Here is a 14,881-nt window from a genome sequence, read left to right on the forward strand (position 1 = left end):
GCGCTAGAAAAACGCTGCACCTTTTGGATTGTGGTCACCAGCACAAGGCCGGCGATGACGAAAGTGGTGAGTTTTCGGCCAGAAGCTCAGACTGATCGGACCGCATCGAGATGCGGGCCTGCCTGGGCCAGAGTCCAGGGGCTTGGTGGAAGAACGGAGGGGATCAGGTTCACGCCGAAGACTTCGGCGAGCATGGTGGGTGTGAGAACCGTGTCGGGTCGCCCCCGCGTCACGAACCGCCCTCCATGCATCAGGACCAGGTCGTCCCCTATGCCGGCGGCGAGCTGGAGGACGTGCAGCACGGCCATGACGGCGAGGCCGCCCTGCGCGAGGCTCTTTGCCGTTTGCAGCAGAGCGAGCTGGTGCTTCAGGTCGAGGCTCGCAATGGGCTCGTCGAGAAATAGCATCTGCCGCGTCTCGACCGTTCGACCGGCTTGCAACTGCGCCAGCACGCGGGCGAAGTGAACCCGCTGCCGTTCCCCGCCCGAAAGTGTCTGATAATTGCGCTGGGCCAGATGCGCCACATCGGCTTGCGCGAGCGCATCGAGAGCAAAGCGCTGCCTGTCGCCTCGCGACAATCCTTTACCGATGCCCTCGACGCCGAGGCAGGCGACCTCGAAGACCGTGAAGGGAAAACTGAGATCGGAAGCTTGCGGCATCACCGCCCGGCTATGCGCAAGACGCCAAGCTGGAAGGGAACGCAGGGGTTGCCCATCGAGGCGAACCTCGCCTTCCGTCGGAGGGAGCTCGCCGCACAGGATGCGCAGAAGCGTCGACTTGCCGGCCCCATTGGGGCCGATGACGATGGTAAACGAGCCGCTTGCGATGGATAGATCGACGGCATCGACCAACGCGCGCCCGCCGCTGCGATAGGAGACGCCGTTCGCTTCCAGAAGCGCACTCATAGGGCGATGCCTCCCTGACGCCGGAGCAGGAGCCAGAGGAAGAACGGCGCGCCAATGGCGGCGGTGAGAATGCCGATGGGCAGTTCGGCCGGTGCCGCGATGGTGCGTGCGACCGTATCGGCGGCGACAAGCAGCGCGGCACCCAGAAGAGCTGATGCCGGCAGCAGCATCTTGTGGTTGGCGCCGGCCATGAGACGCAGCACATGCGGCACGACGATCCCCACGAAGCCAATCATGCCGGAAGCGGCGACGGAGGCGCCGACAGCCAGCGCGACAAACAGGACTGCGATGACTTTCACCCGCTGTACGGGAATGCCGAGATGAAAGGCTTCCGCCTCGCCGAGCGACAAGGCGTTCAGCCCTCGCGCCAAAAAAGGCATCGCCAGAAGGGTGGGCAGAACGAGCGGCGTCACGGCCATCACCTTCGTCCAGGTTGAGCCGCTTAAAGAACCGAGAGTCCAGAACGTCAGATCGCGCAATTGGCGGTCATCGCTGAGATACGAGAACAGGCCCATGCCTGCACCCGCGAGTGCTGAGAAGGCGACGCCTGCCAGCAGCATGGTGGCAATCGAGGTGCGCCCGCTGCGGGTGGCGACGAGATATAAACCGAGCATGGTGATCAATCCGCCGGCAAAGGCACCGATGGGCAGAGCACTGAAGGGCAGGGAGCCGACGAGCGGCGCAAGCAGCTTGTCGCCGAGCACGATCGTCGCGGCGGCGGCGAGCGCCGCGCCGGCCGAGACGCCGATGAGACCGGGATCGGCCAGCGGATTGCGAAACAGCCCCTGCATCAGCGCGCCAGACGAGGCGAGCGCCGCACCGATCAGAAGACCGAGCAGCAGGCGCGGCAGGCGCACCTGGAGGATGATGAGTGCATCGCCTCCCGGCGCGACATGACCGGTAAGTGCATCGCCAAGGACGGAGAGAACGCGGGATAGGGGAATACCCGTTGCGCCGAGACTTAGACCAAGGAGGCTCACCAGGAAAAGCAGCACCCCGAGCGTTACGAACAGAAGCGTCCGACGATCACGCAAGGCTGAACGCCGATGGTCCTGCTCCAGGGCCAACGCCGTCATGGCTTGGCTGCGACGACCTGATCGGGATGAAGCGCCGCCATCAGGTCGCGCGCCGCGGCCGGTGTGCGCGGGCCGAAGCCGAGAAGATAGAGCGAATCCATGACGATCAGGCGCCGCTGCGCGGCCGCCGGCATTGCGGCGAAAGCTGGCGAGGCGAAGGGATCGGACGCCGCGCCGCCGGGGCCGTGATTCATCATCACGATGGCCTCGGGTGCCGCCGCGATCAGGCCCTCGTTGGACAGGGGCTTCCATCCGGTGAGCGACGACGCGACATTGGTGGCGCCGGCAAGCGCGAACATCGCGTCGGCAGTCGTTCCCTGTCCGCCGACGAGCGGGCGCCCATTCTGGAGGGACAGGACGAAGAGCACCTTGGCGGGCCGCGTCACGCGTGCCCTGGCTTCGGACAATTGCGCAAAACCCTTCTCTATTTCGGCGATGAGCTCGGCGCCCTTCTCAGCGGCATTCACCGCCTTGGCGATGACTTCGACCCGCTTCGTGATTCCAGCAGGGCTCGGCTCGTCCGTGATGCGGACGATGGGAACGCCGGCCTGCTCGATCAGGCGCAGGGCATCGGGCGGGCCGGCGCCCTCGGAGGCGATGACGAGTGTCGGATTGAGGGACAGGATGCCCTCGGCCCCGAGCTGGCGGACATAGCCGACATTCTTCTTCGTCTTGAGCGCCTCTTCGGGAAAGAGGCTCGTGGAACCCACCCCGACGATCTCATCGGCCCGGCCGAGGCGGTAGAGGATCTCGGTGGCCGCCCCGCCGACGCTGACGATGCGTTGTGCGGGTTCGGCGCGGAGCTTTGAAGCATAGAGCAAAACGGGCGGTGCCAGAAACAGCGTGCGGCGTGACAGGATGGGCATGAAAGCGGCTTTCTATTTCGTGGATCAGCTTGCCATTGGCCGTGATGCGCAGGCGGTAGCGTTCACCCCTGTGAACCAGAACCACTTCGCGCCCGCTCCCGACCAGGCTCGCAACATCGACCTCTTTCACGAGTGTCGGCCGGTCGGTTTTGGCATTCGAGAGCGAAGGCGGGGTATGCACGGCTGTCTCCAGTTTCTACTTGTTCTAAATTAGCAAATATTTGTCATTGCTCAGTATTCGCAGTTTAGAATTATGTAAAACTACGATCGTCGGAGTTCATATTGACGCAGTTACTTGATTTGGATATCGGATGCAAACCCTTCTCTTCAAGGAGATGGTTAAAATAGCCAGCCAGCGCGAACCCGATTTCTGCGCAAGCCAGCCAGTCGCTCAAGAATAACAATGTCAAAGGCCGGGATCGTCGGGATGTTTACCTTCCTGTCTGAGGGGCCTCGCGCATCCATGTCACCCTTCGCCCTTCAGATTGTCGCGCCCCTGGCTCCGGTCCGTACAGATCGTGACCGGCGCCGGCCTCTGATCTCATCCCATCCGATACGGAGATAGGTTTCGATGTTCATCGCCATGAACCGCTTCAAGGTCCTCAAGGACGTCACGCAAGACTTCGAGCAGCGCTGGCTGACTCGCGAGAGCTATCTGCATGAACTCGACGGCTTCATCGAATTCCATATGCTGCGCGGGCCGGAGCGCGAGGACCATGTGCTCTATTCCTCGTATACCCGTTGGGTCTCGAAGGCGCATTTCGAGGCCTGGACGCGCTCCGAGCAATTCCGCATCTCCCACATCCGCGCCAGCAGCGGCTCGGACAAGCCGATGACGCTCGCGCATCCGGAATTCGAAGGCTTCGAGGTCATCCAGTCGATCGGCCGCATGCCCACGGCGGCGGAGTGAGCGCAATGGCGTCAGCAGAAGAGCTGATCCGGCAGGATCTTGCGGCAAAGCCGGATGGAATTCTCGAGACGATCGCGGAAGAGCGCGCCGTTCCCATGCAGGCCGTGCTGGATTGCTTGGGGCCGGAGAACACGCAACGTGCCGACGGCGCACGCTTCGAAGAGATCTGGCAGGATCTGACCGGCTGGGGCGAGATCACCTTCGTGATCCACACCCGCGACGGCGTCTTCGAGTGCAAGGGCAGCGTTCCGCCCGGATCCCTCGGCCGCGGCTATTTCAACATTCACGGCGACAGCCCCATCGGCGGGCATCTGAGGATGGACCGCTGCCGGTTCGTCTATTTCATCGACCGGCCGTTCTTCGGCAAGCGCTCCTGCTCGGTGCAGTTCGTCAACCAGGATGGCGGCGTCATGTTCAAGGTCTTCGTCGGCCGCAACGAGGATCGGAGCCTGAAAGAGGACCAGCTTGCTCGATTCGAGACGCTTCGCGAACGGCATCGCTAGCGCATCAATTAGTGCTCCGACTAAGGAGCCGAGCACCAAACCCAAAAGCGTTGTTCACTTTTGGTTCCGGCGCTCTAGGGTATATAACCCTGATAGCGAAAGCCGGAGGACGCGAGATGGCGAAAGACCCGACTTTGCCTGTCGATGACGAAGCTCGCACCCTTGCAAAAAGGCTGATGCGCACCGCCCGCTCCGGTGCGCTCGCCACCAACGATCCTGAAAGCGGCATGCCGTTTGCAAGCCTCGTTCAGGTCGGAACGGATCTCGATGGTTCTCCCATCATCCTCACCTCGCAGCTTTCAGTGCACACGAAGCTGATGGAAGCCGATCCGCGCTGCTCCCTGCTTTTGTCCTCCATCGGCAAGGGCGATCCGCTGGCGCATCCGCGCCTGACGCTGCAGGCAACGGCAGAGCGGCTGGAACGGGCAACGGATGAGACGAAGAGCATCCGGCGCCGCTATCTGCTGCAGCATCCCAAGGCCGAGCTCTATGTCGACTTCCCCGATTTCAGCTTCTGGCGCCTCAAGACCGCATCCGGCAGCCTCAATGGCGGCTTCGGCCGAGCCTATCGCATGACGGCGAAGGACCTGCTTGCCGACATGTCCGAATTCTTCGATTTCTATGAATTCGAAGCCGGAGCCGTCGAGCACATGAATGCGGAGCACAGCGATGCGGTATCGCTCTATGCCACCCAGCTCTGCGGCGCCCGCGAGGGGACATGGCACCTGATCGGCATCGATCCCGAAGGCATCCAGATGGCACTGGGCGACGAAATCCTCCGCTTGGCCTTCCCAAAGGCCCTGACGGGACCGCACGAGGTGCGCCCGATGCTTATCCGACTGGCGAACGAGGCCCGAAGCCGGATCTCGTAGACGTCCAAGGACGGGTGGGACGACCATGGGTCTTGCCATGCGGCGTCCTTGACCGCATCAAGGGACCGGATCGCGCAACTTCGTTCGCACGGTCCGCCGATCCACGATGTCCAAGCCGACGATGCGACTAGCCCCCTTTTCTCCCCGCGCCCGATCGATCCTTGCCGCCCTCGCCGATTCCGGCAGGAGCTTTGCGCGCAACGACGGGTTGGCCATGGCAAGCCATGTGGCTCTCTCGCTGGTCATCGCCCTGTTCCCGTTCCTGATCTGCGTCGCCGCCTTGGCGGCGTTTCTCGGAGCGGGACGCATCTCGACGCATATCGTCCACCTGCTCTTCGATTTCTGGCCTGAAGGCGTGGCCGGCCCTCTGGCGCGGGAGGCCGATAAGGTTCTGATTCCACGAAGGAACGTGCTGACAATCAGTATCGTCCTGACACTGCTCGTCGCCACCAACGGCGTCGAGAGCCTTCGGGTCGCCCTGTGTCGGGCCTATGGCGTCGAACGCTTCCGGCCCTGGTGGCAGGCGAGGCTCATCGGTATCGGCTTCATCCTGATCGGGGCAGGAGCGCTCGTCGCCTCCTCGGTCCTGGTCGTTCTATGGCCGTCGATCTGGCGCTGGGCCGTGTCCTACATGCCGGATCTCAAGGGCCTCGGCCCGACCTATGACGTGGTCCGCTACGGCCTGGCGTCCATCGTTCTGGTGATGGGGCTCTCCGCCACCCATCTGTGGCTGCCCGATACCCGCCCGCGTTCCTGGGATGTGGTGCCTGGCATCGCCGCGACCCTGATCTTGTGGCTCGCAGGAGCAAGCCTCTATGGCGAGTTCCTGGCGAACATGACCCACCTGAAATCGACCTATGCAGGCTTGGCGGGGATCCTGACGGCCCTGATCTTCCTGCAGCTTTCCGCCGCGATCTTCATCTTCGGGGCGGAGCTCAACGCCGCTCTGCGTCGGCGGAAACAAGCCAATGAGGCGCCGGAGGAGCCCCTTTTAGCGTCACCGGATGATGAGCCAGTCTCTGTGCCGCAGCTCTAGGAGCTCACGCCTTCGTCCCGGTTCCTTTCGCAATCCCGTTTAGGGGTCTGCTGCGGAGCCTGTTGCTGCTGGGCCATGATGGGATCGTTATTGGGAGCTTCCGTTGCATGAGACGGAGCGGCGAAAGCTGTCAGGACGGCAAGGGAGAGAATGCGGAGCATGATCTGTCTTTCCTTGGTCGAAGCGCCCGGATGCTAGCGCTCGTCGGATGCGATGGCCAGCCAATTTCAAAGGCGTGCCGACCCATGATGATTGGCTTTCTGTCTCCTCTTGAAATCCGGAAAATCCGTTCCTAAAATCAATATTGCTGAGGCCTTTCAAAGGCTTGGCATTTCGGGCGCCGGCGGGTGTCCGGCGCTCTCACGTCCATGTTGCTCATTGGAGGATATGGTAATGAGATCAGCTTTCGACTTCTCTCCCTTGTATCGCTCGACGGTCGGTTTCGACCGGCTGTTCGACATGCTCGACCAGTCTGCCCAGGTCGAGTCCATGGCCAACTGGCCGCCCTACAACATCGAGAAGCTAGGCGAGGACCGGTACCTCATCACGATGGCCATCGCAGGCTTCTCTCCCGATGAGATCGAGCTCGTTCAGAAAGAAAATCAGCTTCTTGTGACGGGCCAGAGGAAGGACTCGGACGAGGGCAGGCAGTATCTGCACCACGGCATCGCCACCCGCGCCTTTAAGCAGACCTTCAACCTCGCCGATCATGTGAAGGTCACGGGCGCGAATCTTGAGAACGGCCTGCTGACTGTCGAACTCAAGCGCGAAGTGCCCGAAGCGCTCAAACCGCGCCGGATCGAGATCAAGTCCGGTGCCGACGCGAAAGGTCCGGGCCGGCATCCGCAGCAGATCGAGCACGGCAAGGCTGCTTGAAGTTCAGCATGACATTCAAAGAGCGCCGGCCTTAAGCCGGCGCCGCAACCCTCAGCTTGAGTGAAGGAGGAAGGCACCATGAACATGCGTGATCTTATTCCCTGGGCTCGCAACCAGCAGATGGCTCCGAGCCGCTATCGCGACGAGGGCGATCCCTTCATGACCCTGCATCGCGAAATGAACCGCCTCTTCGACGATGTTTTCCGCGGCTTCGACATGGCCTCGCCCGGCAGCACCAACCGCATGGCGGGCTGGCCGCATGTGGAGGTCGTCGAGACCGATAAGGACGTGCGTGTCTGCGCAGAACTGCCCGGTCTTGAGGACAAGGATGTCGAAGTCCTGATGGGTGACGGCGTCCTGACCATTCGCGGCGAGAGGAAATCCGAGATCGAGGACAAGGAGCGCGCCTTCAGCGAGCGCTATTATGGCCGCTTCGAGCGCCGCATCCCGCTGTCCTGGGACGTCGAGGAAGACAGGATCGACGCCACCTTCAGAAATGGCGTTCTCACCGTGACCATGCCCAAATCGACCGAGAACCGCCCGGAGGTGAAGCGCATCGCCATCAACCGCGCGGGCGAGGGAACCAAACACTGATCGTGATCAGGGGGCGCCCGGATCGTCGGGCGCCTCGACCGAGCACCTACCTCATTGGTTCTTCAGCCCTGTCTGAAGCGAAAGCACGTCCTCTCAAGGCGTAAATTCCCTAGAGGAAATCAGGCAATCTCCGGGTTATCAGGGGATGGTGCCTCAAGGGAATCGATCGCCATGGAATCGATGCCGTCAAGATGTTCTGTCGAAATCAGATTACGAATAGTTATAACGTATAATTTATGTCAATGATTTCCTTTGTTATGACCATGGCGTGGGGGCGTTCACGAAGAGGAAACGCCCATGGTCAGCAAAACAACCATCAATGGTGACAATACGTCGAATGCGCTTCGCGGCACCGATTCTGCCGATGTGATCTACGGCTTCACGGCTCATTCGCAGGCGACTTCGATCCAGGCGACAAAGCTTGCGTCCTACACGCTACCGAAATTCAAAACCCCTGTGCCGTTGACTATCACGGCTTCACCAAACGATCCCGACCACCTCTTCGTGGCCGATCAGACAGGAATCGTAAAGGTCATCGACCTCAATACTAGGCAATTTCTCCCGGTCCCTTTTCTCGATGTGACGTCGGAGGTCAATATCGAGGGGGAGCAAGGGTTGCTCGGTTTCGCCTTTGATCCTGACCATGCCGATAACGGCTACGTCTACCTTTATATGAGTACTCTCGCGGGCGATGTCGAAATCCGCCGCTACATGACATCGGCAGACAATCCCCTCGTAGCGGATCCGAATAGCAAACACGTCGTATCGAAGATCGATTTTCCAGATGGCAGCCACCGTCATCGGGCCGGTTGGATCGGGTTTGGGCCCGACGGATATCTGTATGTCAATGTTGGCGATGCCGGGAACGGAGCCAATGCTCAACGGCTCGATAATCCCTTCGGGAAGATCCTACGCCTGAACGTGAATGGGGACGATTTCCCTGGCGACCCTAACAGGAATTATGCCATCCCAACGGACAACCCGTCCACGATTGCAGGCATCTCGGGCGACGCGTCGGGCACGGACATCTTCGCAGCAGGTTTGCGCAATCCATGGAAAGGGAGTTTCGACCGCGCGACCGGTGAGTTGTATGTTTCCGATGTAGGAGAAAAAAAGTTTGAGGAGGTCAATCTGATCCAGCCTGGCGCGAACTATGGCTGGAGCCGCACAGAGGGTCCCTTCGATCCGAATGCCTATCCGTATTACACCAATCCCATTCACGCCTATGACCACAGATCCGGATCATACGTGGTCGGCGGCTATGTCTATCGTGGCCAGGAAGATGCTTTCCATGGCCAGTATTTCTTCGCCGATCCGAGCTGGTCGCGGATTTGGGCGATGGATACGGGTGGCATCGGCGGGTCCGTCAGCGATGTAACGGCTGATATTCGAGATGATCTGCCAACATTCAGAACGCCAGGTGTCTTCGGTGAGGATGCGTTCGGCAATCTCTACATGGCGAGCTTCGGCGGCGATATCGTCAGCCTCTCTCCCCAGACCACCTCTCTCGATCAGGCCGATACGCTCGATGGTGCCGGCGGAAACGATGTCATCTATGCCGGCGCCGGCAATGACAATGTTCTGGGAGGATCCGGAAACGACGAACTGAACGGCATGGCGGGCAACGATTCCCTCGACGGTGGGATCGGACAGGACCGCATGATCGGCGGACGCGGCGACGATATCTATGTCATCGACAATGCCAAGGATGTTGTCCTCGAGAGAACCGGGGAAGGGCAGGATACCGTTCGGACCAAGGTCAGCTTCGCCTTGGCGGATACGATGTCCGTCGAGATTTTGTGGACGACGAACACCTCCGGCACGGCTGCGATCGACCTGACCGGCAACAAGCTGGATAACAAGATCTCCGGCAACGCGAGCGGCAATGTTCTGACAGGCTTAGGTGGCAAGGATCTCATTCGGGGCCTCGCAGGCGGCGATACGATCGCGGGCGGCTCGAACGACGACGATCTGCATGGCGATGGTGGTGATGATCACATCGAGGGCAATGCAGGCGACGACAAGCTGGAAGGCGGCTCAGGCATCGACCGGCTGACGGGAGGCTCCGGTGCCGATACCTTCGCATGGCTATCCACCGGGGAGACCGGCTCCTCCGCATCGAGTGCTGACATCATGCTCGATTTCGATCGCACCGAGGGCGACCGGTTGAACCTGGTGAAGATCGACGCGAGGGAGGATCGGGATGGCGCGCAGGCCTTCACCTTTATCGGAACGGCCGAATTTACCCGTTCCGGTCAGGTGCGCTTTGGTGTCGATGGCGAACAGACACTCATCTTTCTCAACACGGATGCAGACGGCGAGGCTGAAGCTGTGATCTGCCTTGCCGGCCTACATGATGTGAAGGCCGATTGGTTTCTGCTCTAACGCATCGTGCGGACCCGACGGATCACGCCAGCGAAAAGTGGACTAGGTTTACGCTGACTCGGCCCTCTGGGTCCGCGTCCAACGATGCGCTCCTCAAAGAACGAAGCACCGTGAGTGCCGGCGTCATTTGGTGAGCCAGCACTCACGGTGCGGCGTGCATGAAAAGAGCGGCCCTCACGAGATTGTCGGGGCCGAGATCGTTCTCGGCATCGAGGTTCAGTATTTCCGACAGGCGATTGCGGGCACGGTTGATCCGGCTCTTGATGGTTCCGATATTGGTGCCGCAGATTCGTGCCGCGTCCTCGTAGGATAAGCCTTCAGCGCCGACGAGCAGAAGGGCCTCGCGCTGATCGACGGGAAGCTTGCTCAAGGCCTTGAGCATATCGGTGAAATCGAGCCGCGCGCCCTGCTCGGGCATCACCGCCACCTTCTCGGCCCACGATCCTTCCGGATCCTCGACCTCGCGCTTGCTCCGCCGGGCCTGGGTGAGAAAATCGTTGCGCAGAATCGTGAAGAGCCAGGCTTGCATGCTGGTGCCGGGCTGGAACTTGTCGAGATTGCTCAAGCCCTTGAGCAGGGTGCTCTGTACGAGATCGTCCGCCCTGTCGACGCTGCCGGAGAGGGAGATAGCGAAGGCCCGCAGATGAGGAATAGCGTTGAGCATCTGCTGCTTCAGGGAGTTTTCGACTGACACTCTTCCAACTCCTCCGATTCGGACCCGTAAGAAGACCCTCCCGAGCAGCTTGCCGCATTAACCTATGCGAAGTCTGGCATTGTTCCCTTGAGAGAGGCTTAACCTAGGCCGGAAATCGCCAGAGGGACAAGGGAAAGAGATCCTAGAGCTTGCTCACGAAGACGTGTCCGCGAACACTTAAGTGGGAGCAATTGGCTTGGTCTTATAACCCTGGCGTCAAAGACAAAAGCGGAACATCGCGGCTTGGCATGCCGTTGTCATCAAAGTTCCAGTTATTGGAGGACGCCATGGGCGTTTCGTTCAAGACTTTGATGGGTGCGGGTTTTATTCTTGTCGGTGCCGTGGCCTTTCAAACCGTTCCGGCCGAAGCCCAGCGGGGCTGGGGTCGGTATGAGGGTGATTACTACGCTCCGCATGGACTGAGACAACGCTATTATGCTCCCCGCTATTATGGCGGTGCTCGTTACGGCTATTATGGGCGCCGCGGTTATTACGGCGGTCGTTACGGCTATGGCTATCCCTACGGCTATTACCGGCGTCCCAACTACGGCGGCGCGGTTGCGGCCGGTGTGATCGGCGGCCTCGCCCTCGGAGCCATCACAAGTGCTGCGGCCAATCCCTATTATGGTCCGGCCTATTACGCTCCGCCGAGATGCGCCTTCGAGCGTCGCCGCGTCGTCAATGCCTATGGCCGTGTGGTCGTGCGCCGGATCCGGACCTGCTATTGAGGCCCTCCCAAAGGTCGACACTGGGAAAGCTCCGCCTAATGCGGGGCTTTTCTCGTCCATTGAAGCCGGTGCCGAGACAGGTTAGAGGCTTGTCTGGAGCATTTTTCGGCGAAGTGGCTCCGGTTCGCCGTCAAAAATGCGGCAAGATATAGAAAAGAGCTGATTCCACCCACGTGGAAGCAGCTCTAGCGCATTTTTGGATTTGCCATGACAGTACGCTTCCATCGCGGTGACCTCCCCGCCAGTTACAAGCCCGGTTCCGCGATCGCCATCGATACCGAGACGCTCGGCCTCAATCCGCATCGGGATCGGCTCTGTGTGGTACAGATCTCGACGGGGGACGGCACGGCGGACGTGGTGCAGATCCTCAAGGACGGCCCTTTGCCGGAGAACCTGATCCACGTGCTCTCCGACGAGAGCGTGCTCAAGATCTTCCATTATGCCCGCTTTGATCTTGCGGTCATCTTCCATACCTTCGGAATCATGCCGCGCCCGATCTATTGCACCAAGGTCGCCTCGCGGCTCGTGCGCACCTATACCGACCGCCACGGGCTGAAGGATCTGGCGCGCGAGCAGCTCGGGGTGGAACTGTCGAAGCAGCAGCAATCCTCCGATTGGGGTGCGGAGACCCTGACCACGGCCCAGCTCGACTACGCCGCTTCCGACGTGCTGCATCTCCATGCCTTGAAGGACAAGCTCGACCGTCTGCTGGAGCGCGAGAACAGGCTCGGCATTGCCCATCAATGTTTCAGCTTCCTGCCGACCAGGGCCCAGCTCGACCTTCTCGGCTGGCCGGACACGGATATTTTCGCCCATTCTTGACGCGCGCTTAAACTTTCCCGCATAAAACCCATATCCGTCATAACATCGCCATGTCCCTCCGGCATGGCGCCGTGCCGATGATGAGGCGGAAGGGGTTGCACAAGGTGGCGGGAATTCAGGGCACCACGATGCGTGATGGCCCGACCTCGAGGTCGGCTGTACGGTCGCGCGCCTTCAACAAGGCTCGTCGCCATTCCCGCTGGGTCCGGTTTGCCAAGATTGCGATTCCCCTCGGCTCCCTGATGGGCATGGCCGGCGTCGGCGTTGTGGCTTACTACAACCCGTTCCAGCAGATCGAGAATCTGAGCTTTGACTCCATCGGAGTGAGCGGCACTAACGTCACCATGGCAAGCCCGAAACTGAACGGCTTCAAGAATGACAACCGCCCTTACGAGGTGACGGCCAGCGCGGCCACGCAGGATGTGCGCAAGCCCGACCTCGTGCAGCTCAAGGATCTCAGGGCGCGCATCGTGACCGATGAGCGCGGCAGCGTCGCGAAGCTCCAGGCCGATTCCGGCACCCTCGACACCAAGAAGGAGACGATGAGGCTGCGCGACAATATCGTGGTCACCACGGACTCTGGCCATGAGGTCAAGCTCCGTAGGGCCTTCGTGCGGTTCAAGGCCGGTTCGGTGGTCTCCGAGGATCCCGTCAGCGTGTCCTTCGGCAACGGCACCATCGAGGCGGAGGGGCTCGATGTCTCGGACAATGGCAAGGTCATGAGCTTCAAGGGCCGTGTCCGCACCGTCATCCAGCCCTCGTCGGGCTCTGCCTCACCCACCTCGGAAGCAATCGGCACGGGCTCAACAGCGCCTGCACCCCAACAGACAAGTATCCGTCCATGATGAGTTTCACACGCGCCGCCCTGGCCATCGCGCTTCTCACCCCGGTTCCGATGCAGGCCGCCTGGGCCCAGGCCAGCAAGGAGCGCGCCGTCGGCTTCGGCAATTTCGGCTCCAGCAAGGAGCCGATCAAGATCGACGCCAACAAGCTCGACGTCTTCGACAAGGAAGGCCGCGCGGTCTTCTCCGGCGACGTGGTCGCGGTTCAGGGCGAGAGCACCATGAAGTGCACGGTCATGACCGTGTTCTACGAGCAGCGGGACCAGAATGGCGGCCAGGCCGCGCCGGCTGCGCAGCCGGCCGATGACAGCGCCATCAAGAAGATCGACTGCAAGGGCCCGGTCACCATCGTGTCGCGCACCCAGGTGGCGACGGGCGAGAACGCGACCTTCGACCGCGGCTCCAACAAGATCCTGCTTTCCGGCAACGCGACCCTGAGCGACGGGCCGAACGTCACCAAGGGCGAGCGGGTGCTCTACGACATCAATACCGGCGTGGCGAATATCGAGACGGCGCCCGGCGGCCGCGTGAGGGCGCTGTTCGTGCCCGGCCAAGGCGGGCCTGCCCCGACCGGAGCCGGTGGCGGCGCGCCTGCCGCAGGCGCGGCCAAGCCGAAGCCTCAGCAAAGGCCGGCCACGAACTAGAGCGGGAGGTTATCTCCCGCTTTTCCCCTTTTTCATGATCGACGATGAGCCTGTGAAACCGCTTTTCAACCGTTCTCAAACCGGTCCCTCCGACGTGAGCCTCCTGGAACCCCATCCGGTCGGGTCGAGCCCGCATGTCTTTCATCGCGCCGGGAGCGAAGCCGTGTTCGGCGGCCCTGGAATCCTGGCGGTCAAGGGTCTGCAGAAGAGCTATCGCGGACGCACTGTGGTGCAGGATGCAGGCCTGAACGTGCGCGCGGGCGAGGCCGTCGGCCTGCTCGGCCCCAACGGCGCAGGCAAGACCACGATCTTCTATATGATCACCGGCCTCGTCGGCGCGGATCGCGGCGTCATCAGCCTGGACGGGCACGACGTGACGAGCCTGCCCATGTATCGCCGGGCTCGTCTCGGCATCGGCTACCTCCCGCAGGAGGCCTCGATCTTCCGCGGCCTCAACGTGGAAGATAACATCCGCGCCGTGCTCGAGATCGTCGAGCCGAGCCGCAAGGAGCGCGAACGCAAGCTCGATGCGCTCCTCGACGAGTTCAACATCACGCGCCTGCGCAAATCGCCCTCCATCGCGCTCTCGGGCGGCGAGCGGCGGCGCTGCGAAATCGCCCGGGCGCTCGCGGGCGAGCCGACCTTCATGCTCCTCGACGAGCCTTTCGCCGGCATCGATCCCATCGCCGTGGGCGACATCCAGAACCTCGTGCGGCACCTGACCCGGCGCGGCATCGGCGTGCTCATCACGGACCACAATGTCCGCGAGACGCTGGGCCTCATCGACCGCGCCTATATCATCCATTCCGGCCGCGTCCTGACCGAGGGCACGCCCGATGCCATCGTGTCGAACGAAGAGGTGCGGCGCCTCTATCTCGGCGAGGATTTCCGCCTCTAGCGCATCGTGCAGACCTCCGGTTCTGCACCGAACGATGCGCCGCTTAAGGGATTGAGCATCGGATCGATCCCAAAAGTGCAAATCCACTTTTGGGTCCGATGCTCTAAAGTGTTCAGTCCCGGCATTTGATGGACCGGGTCAAAGGTGAAGCGTTTGGGCTCCTGTGTCCAGCATTTGCAGATGAACTCGTAGGGTGTGAGGCCCCTGAGGGTCTTCAGCCTTCGGCCGAA

General features: G+C 61.4%; 18 protein-coding genes and 1 pseudogene. 12 read left to right on the plus strand and 7 right to left on the minus strand.

Annotated features, from left to right (window positions below; all coding sequences use genetic code 11):
• Window positions 1-86 precede the first annotated feature (86 nt).
• The 4 genes from ACS5Q1_RS33685 to hemP are packed head-to-tail and all read right to left on the minus strand — an operon-like array spanning window position 87 to window position 3,028.
• Window positions 87-905 carry a heme ABC transporter ATP-binding protein gene (locus ACS5Q1_RS33685; RefSeq protein WP_473102299.1) on the minus strand — a complete coding sequence of 273 codons (819 nt, stop codon included), beginning with the start codon at window positions 903-905 and terminating at the stop codon, window positions 87-89.
• Entirely contained in the window at window positions 902-1,981 is a 1,080-nt protein-coding gene (locus tag ACS5Q1_RS33690; protein ID WP_473102300.1) for a FecCD family ABC transporter permease, read from the minus strand. The genes ACS5Q1_RS33685 and ACS5Q1_RS33690 overlap by 4 nt, the downstream gene beginning before the upstream one ends.
• The gene (locus ACS5Q1_RS33695; RefSeq protein ID WP_473102301.1) at window positions 1,978-2,802 is read right to left on the minus strand and encodes a heme/hemin ABC transporter substrate-binding protein; all 825 of its coding nucleotides are present in this window, start codon (window positions 2,800-2,802) and stop codon (window positions 1,978-1,980) included. The genes ACS5Q1_RS33690 and ACS5Q1_RS33695 overlap by 4 nt, the downstream gene beginning before the upstream one ends.
• On the minus strand, window positions 2,702-3,028 hold the full coding sequence (hemP, locus tag ACS5Q1_RS33700) for a hemin uptake protein HemP (RefSeq protein WP_473102302.1): 327 nt from the start codon (window positions 3,026-3,028) through the stop codon (window positions 2,702-2,704). The genes ACS5Q1_RS33695 and hemP overlap by 101 nt, the downstream gene beginning before the upstream one ends.
• Window positions 3,029-3,418: 390 nt before the next feature.
• Between hemP and hmuQ the strand changes: the two genes are divergently transcribed.
• The 4 genes from hmuQ to ACS5Q1_RS33720 all read left to right on the plus strand — a co-directional run bounded on the left by hmuQ (window position 3,419) and on the right by ACS5Q1_RS33720 (window position 6,168).
• Window positions 3,419-3,757, plus strand: a complete 339-nt coding sequence (gene hmuQ, locus ACS5Q1_RS33705; RefSeq protein WP_473102303.1) for a heme-degrading protein HmuQ — start codon at window positions 3,419-3,421, stop codon at window positions 3,755-3,757.
• 5 nt (window positions 3,758-3,762) lie between these two features.
• Window positions 3,763-4,260, plus strand: a complete 498-nt coding sequence (hutX, locus tag ACS5Q1_RS33710; RefSeq protein ID WP_473102304.1) for a heme utilization cystosolic carrier protein HutX — start codon at window positions 3,763-3,765, stop codon at window positions 4,258-4,260.
• A gap of 116 nt (window positions 4,261-4,376) precedes the next feature.
• The gene (locus tag ACS5Q1_RS33715; protein WP_473102305.1) at window positions 4,377-5,132 is read left to right on the plus strand and encodes a HugZ family pyridoxamine 5'-phosphate oxidase; all 756 of its coding nucleotides are present in this window, start codon (window positions 4,377-4,379) and stop codon (window positions 5,130-5,132) included.
• A 106-nt stretch (window positions 5,133-5,238) separates the two neighbouring features.
• On the plus strand, window positions 5,239-6,168 hold the full coding sequence (locus ACS5Q1_RS33720) for a YihY/virulence factor BrkB family protein (protein ID WP_473102306.1): 930 nt from the start codon (window positions 5,239-5,241) through the stop codon (window positions 6,166-6,168).
• Here ACS5Q1_RS33720 and ACS5Q1_RS33725 read toward each other — a convergent pair.
• Entirely contained in the window at window positions 6,165-6,329 is a 165-nt protein-coding gene (locus ACS5Q1_RS33725) for a hypothetical protein (RefSeq protein WP_203441779.1), read from the minus strand. The two genes, ACS5Q1_RS33720 and ACS5Q1_RS33725, sit on opposite strands and share 4 nt — an antisense overlap.
• A gap of 232 nt (window positions 6,330-6,561) precedes the next feature.
• Between ACS5Q1_RS33725 and ACS5Q1_RS33730 the strand changes: the two genes are divergently transcribed.
• From ACS5Q1_RS33730 to ACS5Q1_RS33740, 3 genes are all read left to right on the plus strand, one after another.
• A complete protein-coding gene (locus ACS5Q1_RS33730) occupies window positions 6,562-7,044 on the plus strand; it encodes an Hsp20 family protein (RefSeq protein ID WP_473102307.1) in 483 nt (160 codons plus the stop codon).
• A 78-nt stretch (window positions 7,045-7,122) separates the two neighbouring features.
• Window positions 7,123-7,638 (plus strand): Hsp20/alpha crystallin family protein, encoded by a 516-nt coding sequence (locus ACS5Q1_RS33735; RefSeq protein ID WP_473102308.1) that lies wholly within the window; start codon window positions 7,123-7,125, stop codon window positions 7,636-7,638.
• A 297-nt stretch (window positions 7,639-7,935) separates the two neighbouring features.
• A complete protein-coding gene (locus tag ACS5Q1_RS33740; RefSeq protein WP_473102309.1) occupies window positions 7,936-10,023 on the plus strand; it encodes a PQQ-dependent sugar dehydrogenase in 2,088 nt (695 codons plus the stop codon).
• Between the two features lie 142 nt (window positions 10,024-10,165).
• On the opposite strand, the gene ACS5Q1_RS33745 is transcribed toward ACS5Q1_RS33740, so the two are convergent.
• Window positions 10,166-10,717, minus strand: a complete 552-nt coding sequence (locus ACS5Q1_RS33745) for a sigma-70 family RNA polymerase sigma factor (RefSeq protein WP_203441775.1) — start codon at window positions 10,715-10,717, stop codon at window positions 10,166-10,168.
• Window positions 10,718-11,004: 287 nt separating this feature from the next.
• On the opposite strand from ACS5Q1_RS33745, the gene ACS5Q1_RS33750 reads away from it, so the two are divergent.
• The 5 genes from ACS5Q1_RS33750 (at window position 11,005) to lptB (ending at window position 14,651) form a co-directional block, all read left to right on the plus strand.
• Entirely contained in the window at window positions 11,005-11,445 is a 441-nt protein-coding gene (locus ACS5Q1_RS33750; RefSeq protein ID WP_473102310.1) for a hypothetical protein, read from the plus strand.
• A 207-nt stretch (window positions 11,446-11,652) separates the two neighbouring features.
• Window positions 11,653-12,267: a ribonuclease D gene (locus tag ACS5Q1_RS33755; protein WP_473102311.1), complete on the plus strand. Its 615-nt coding sequence runs from the start codon at window positions 11,653-11,655 to the stop codon at window positions 12,265-12,267.
• A gap of 50 nt (window positions 12,268-12,317) precedes the next feature.
• Entirely contained in the window at window positions 12,318-13,112 is a 795-nt protein-coding gene (lptC, locus tag ACS5Q1_RS33760; protein WP_473102312.1) for an LPS export ABC transporter periplasmic protein LptC, read from the plus strand.
• Window positions 13,109-13,753 (plus strand): LptA/OstA family protein, encoded by a 645-nt coding sequence (locus ACS5Q1_RS33765; protein ID WP_473102313.1) that lies wholly within the window; start codon window positions 13,109-13,111, stop codon window positions 13,751-13,753. The genes lptC and ACS5Q1_RS33765 overlap by 4 nt, the downstream gene beginning before the upstream one ends.
• 34 nt (window positions 13,754-13,787) lie before the next feature.
• Window positions 13,788-14,651: an LPS export ABC transporter ATP-binding protein gene (gene lptB, locus ACS5Q1_RS33770; protein ID WP_473102314.1), complete on the plus strand. Its 864-nt coding sequence runs from the start codon at window positions 13,788-13,790 to the stop codon at window positions 14,649-14,651.
• 107 nt (window positions 14,652-14,758) lie between these two features.
• Here the strand turns inward: lptB and ACS5Q1_RS33775 are convergent.
• Window positions 14,759-14,881: pseudogene (locus ACS5Q1_RS33775) on the minus strand (IS481 family transposase); the annotation flags it as partial.

The sequence above is a fragment of the Microvirga sp. GN3 genome (assembly GCF_055792825.1).

What these genes read in the sequence shown, in the direction of transcription:
- ACS5Q1_RS33750 (WP_473102310.1), top strand. Translation starts at nt 11,005, where the DNA reads ATGGGCGTTTCGTTCAAGACTTTGATGGGTGCGGGTTTTATTCTTGTC.
- hmuQ (WP_473102303.1), top strand. Translation starts at nt 3,419, where the DNA reads ATGTTCATCGCCATGAACCGCTTCAAGGTCCTCAAGGACGTCACGCAA.
- ACS5Q1_RS33765 (WP_473102313.1), top strand. Translation starts at nt 13,109, where the DNA reads ATGATGAGTTTCACACGCGCCGCCCTGGCCATCGCGCTTCTCACCCCG.
- ACS5Q1_RS33740 (WP_473102309.1), top strand. Translation starts at nt 7,936, where the DNA reads ATGGTCAGCAAAACAACCATCAATGGTGACAATACGTCGAATGCGCTT.
- ACS5Q1_RS33725 (WP_203441779.1), bottom strand. Translation starts at nt 6,329, where the DNA reads ATGCTCCGCATTCTCTCCCTTGCCGTCCTGACAGCTTTCGCCGCTCCG.
- ACS5Q1_RS33690 (WP_473102300.1), bottom strand. Translation starts at nt 1,981, where the DNA reads ATGACGGCGTTGGCCCTGGAGCAGGACCATCGGCGTTCAGCCTTGCGT.
- ACS5Q1_RS33720 (WP_473102306.1), top strand. Translation starts at nt 5,239, where the DNA reads ATGTCCAAGCCGACGATGCGACTAGCCCCCTTTTCTCCCCGCGCCCGA.
- ACS5Q1_RS33755 (WP_473102311.1), top strand. Translation starts at nt 11,653, where the DNA reads ATGACAGTACGCTTCCATCGCGGTGACCTCCCCGCCAGTTACAAGCCC.
- ACS5Q1_RS33715 (WP_473102305.1), top strand. Translation starts at nt 4,377, where the DNA reads ATGGCGAAAGACCCGACTTTGCCTGTCGATGACGAAGCTCGCACCCTT.
- ACS5Q1_RS33685 (WP_473102299.1), bottom strand. Translation starts at nt 905, where the DNA reads ATGAGTGCGCTTCTGGAAGCGAACGGCGTCTCCTATCGCAGCGGCGGG.
- lptB (WP_473102314.1), top strand. Translation starts at nt 13,788, where the DNA reads ATGATCGACGATGAGCCTGTGAAACCGCTTTTCAACCGTTCTCAAACC.
- ACS5Q1_RS33730 (WP_473102307.1), top strand. Translation starts at nt 6,562, where the DNA reads ATGAGATCAGCTTTCGACTTCTCTCCCTTGTATCGCTCGACGGTCGGT.
- lptC (WP_473102312.1), top strand. Translation starts at nt 12,318, where the DNA reads ATGTCCCTCCGGCATGGCGCCGTGCCGATGATGAGGCGGAAGGGGTTG.
- ACS5Q1_RS33735 (WP_473102308.1), top strand. Translation starts at nt 7,123, where the DNA reads ATGAACATGCGTGATCTTATTCCCTGGGCTCGCAACCAGCAGATGGCT.
- hutX (WP_473102304.1), top strand. Translation starts at nt 3,763, where the DNA reads ATGGCGTCAGCAGAAGAGCTGATCCGGCAGGATCTTGCGGCAAAGCCG.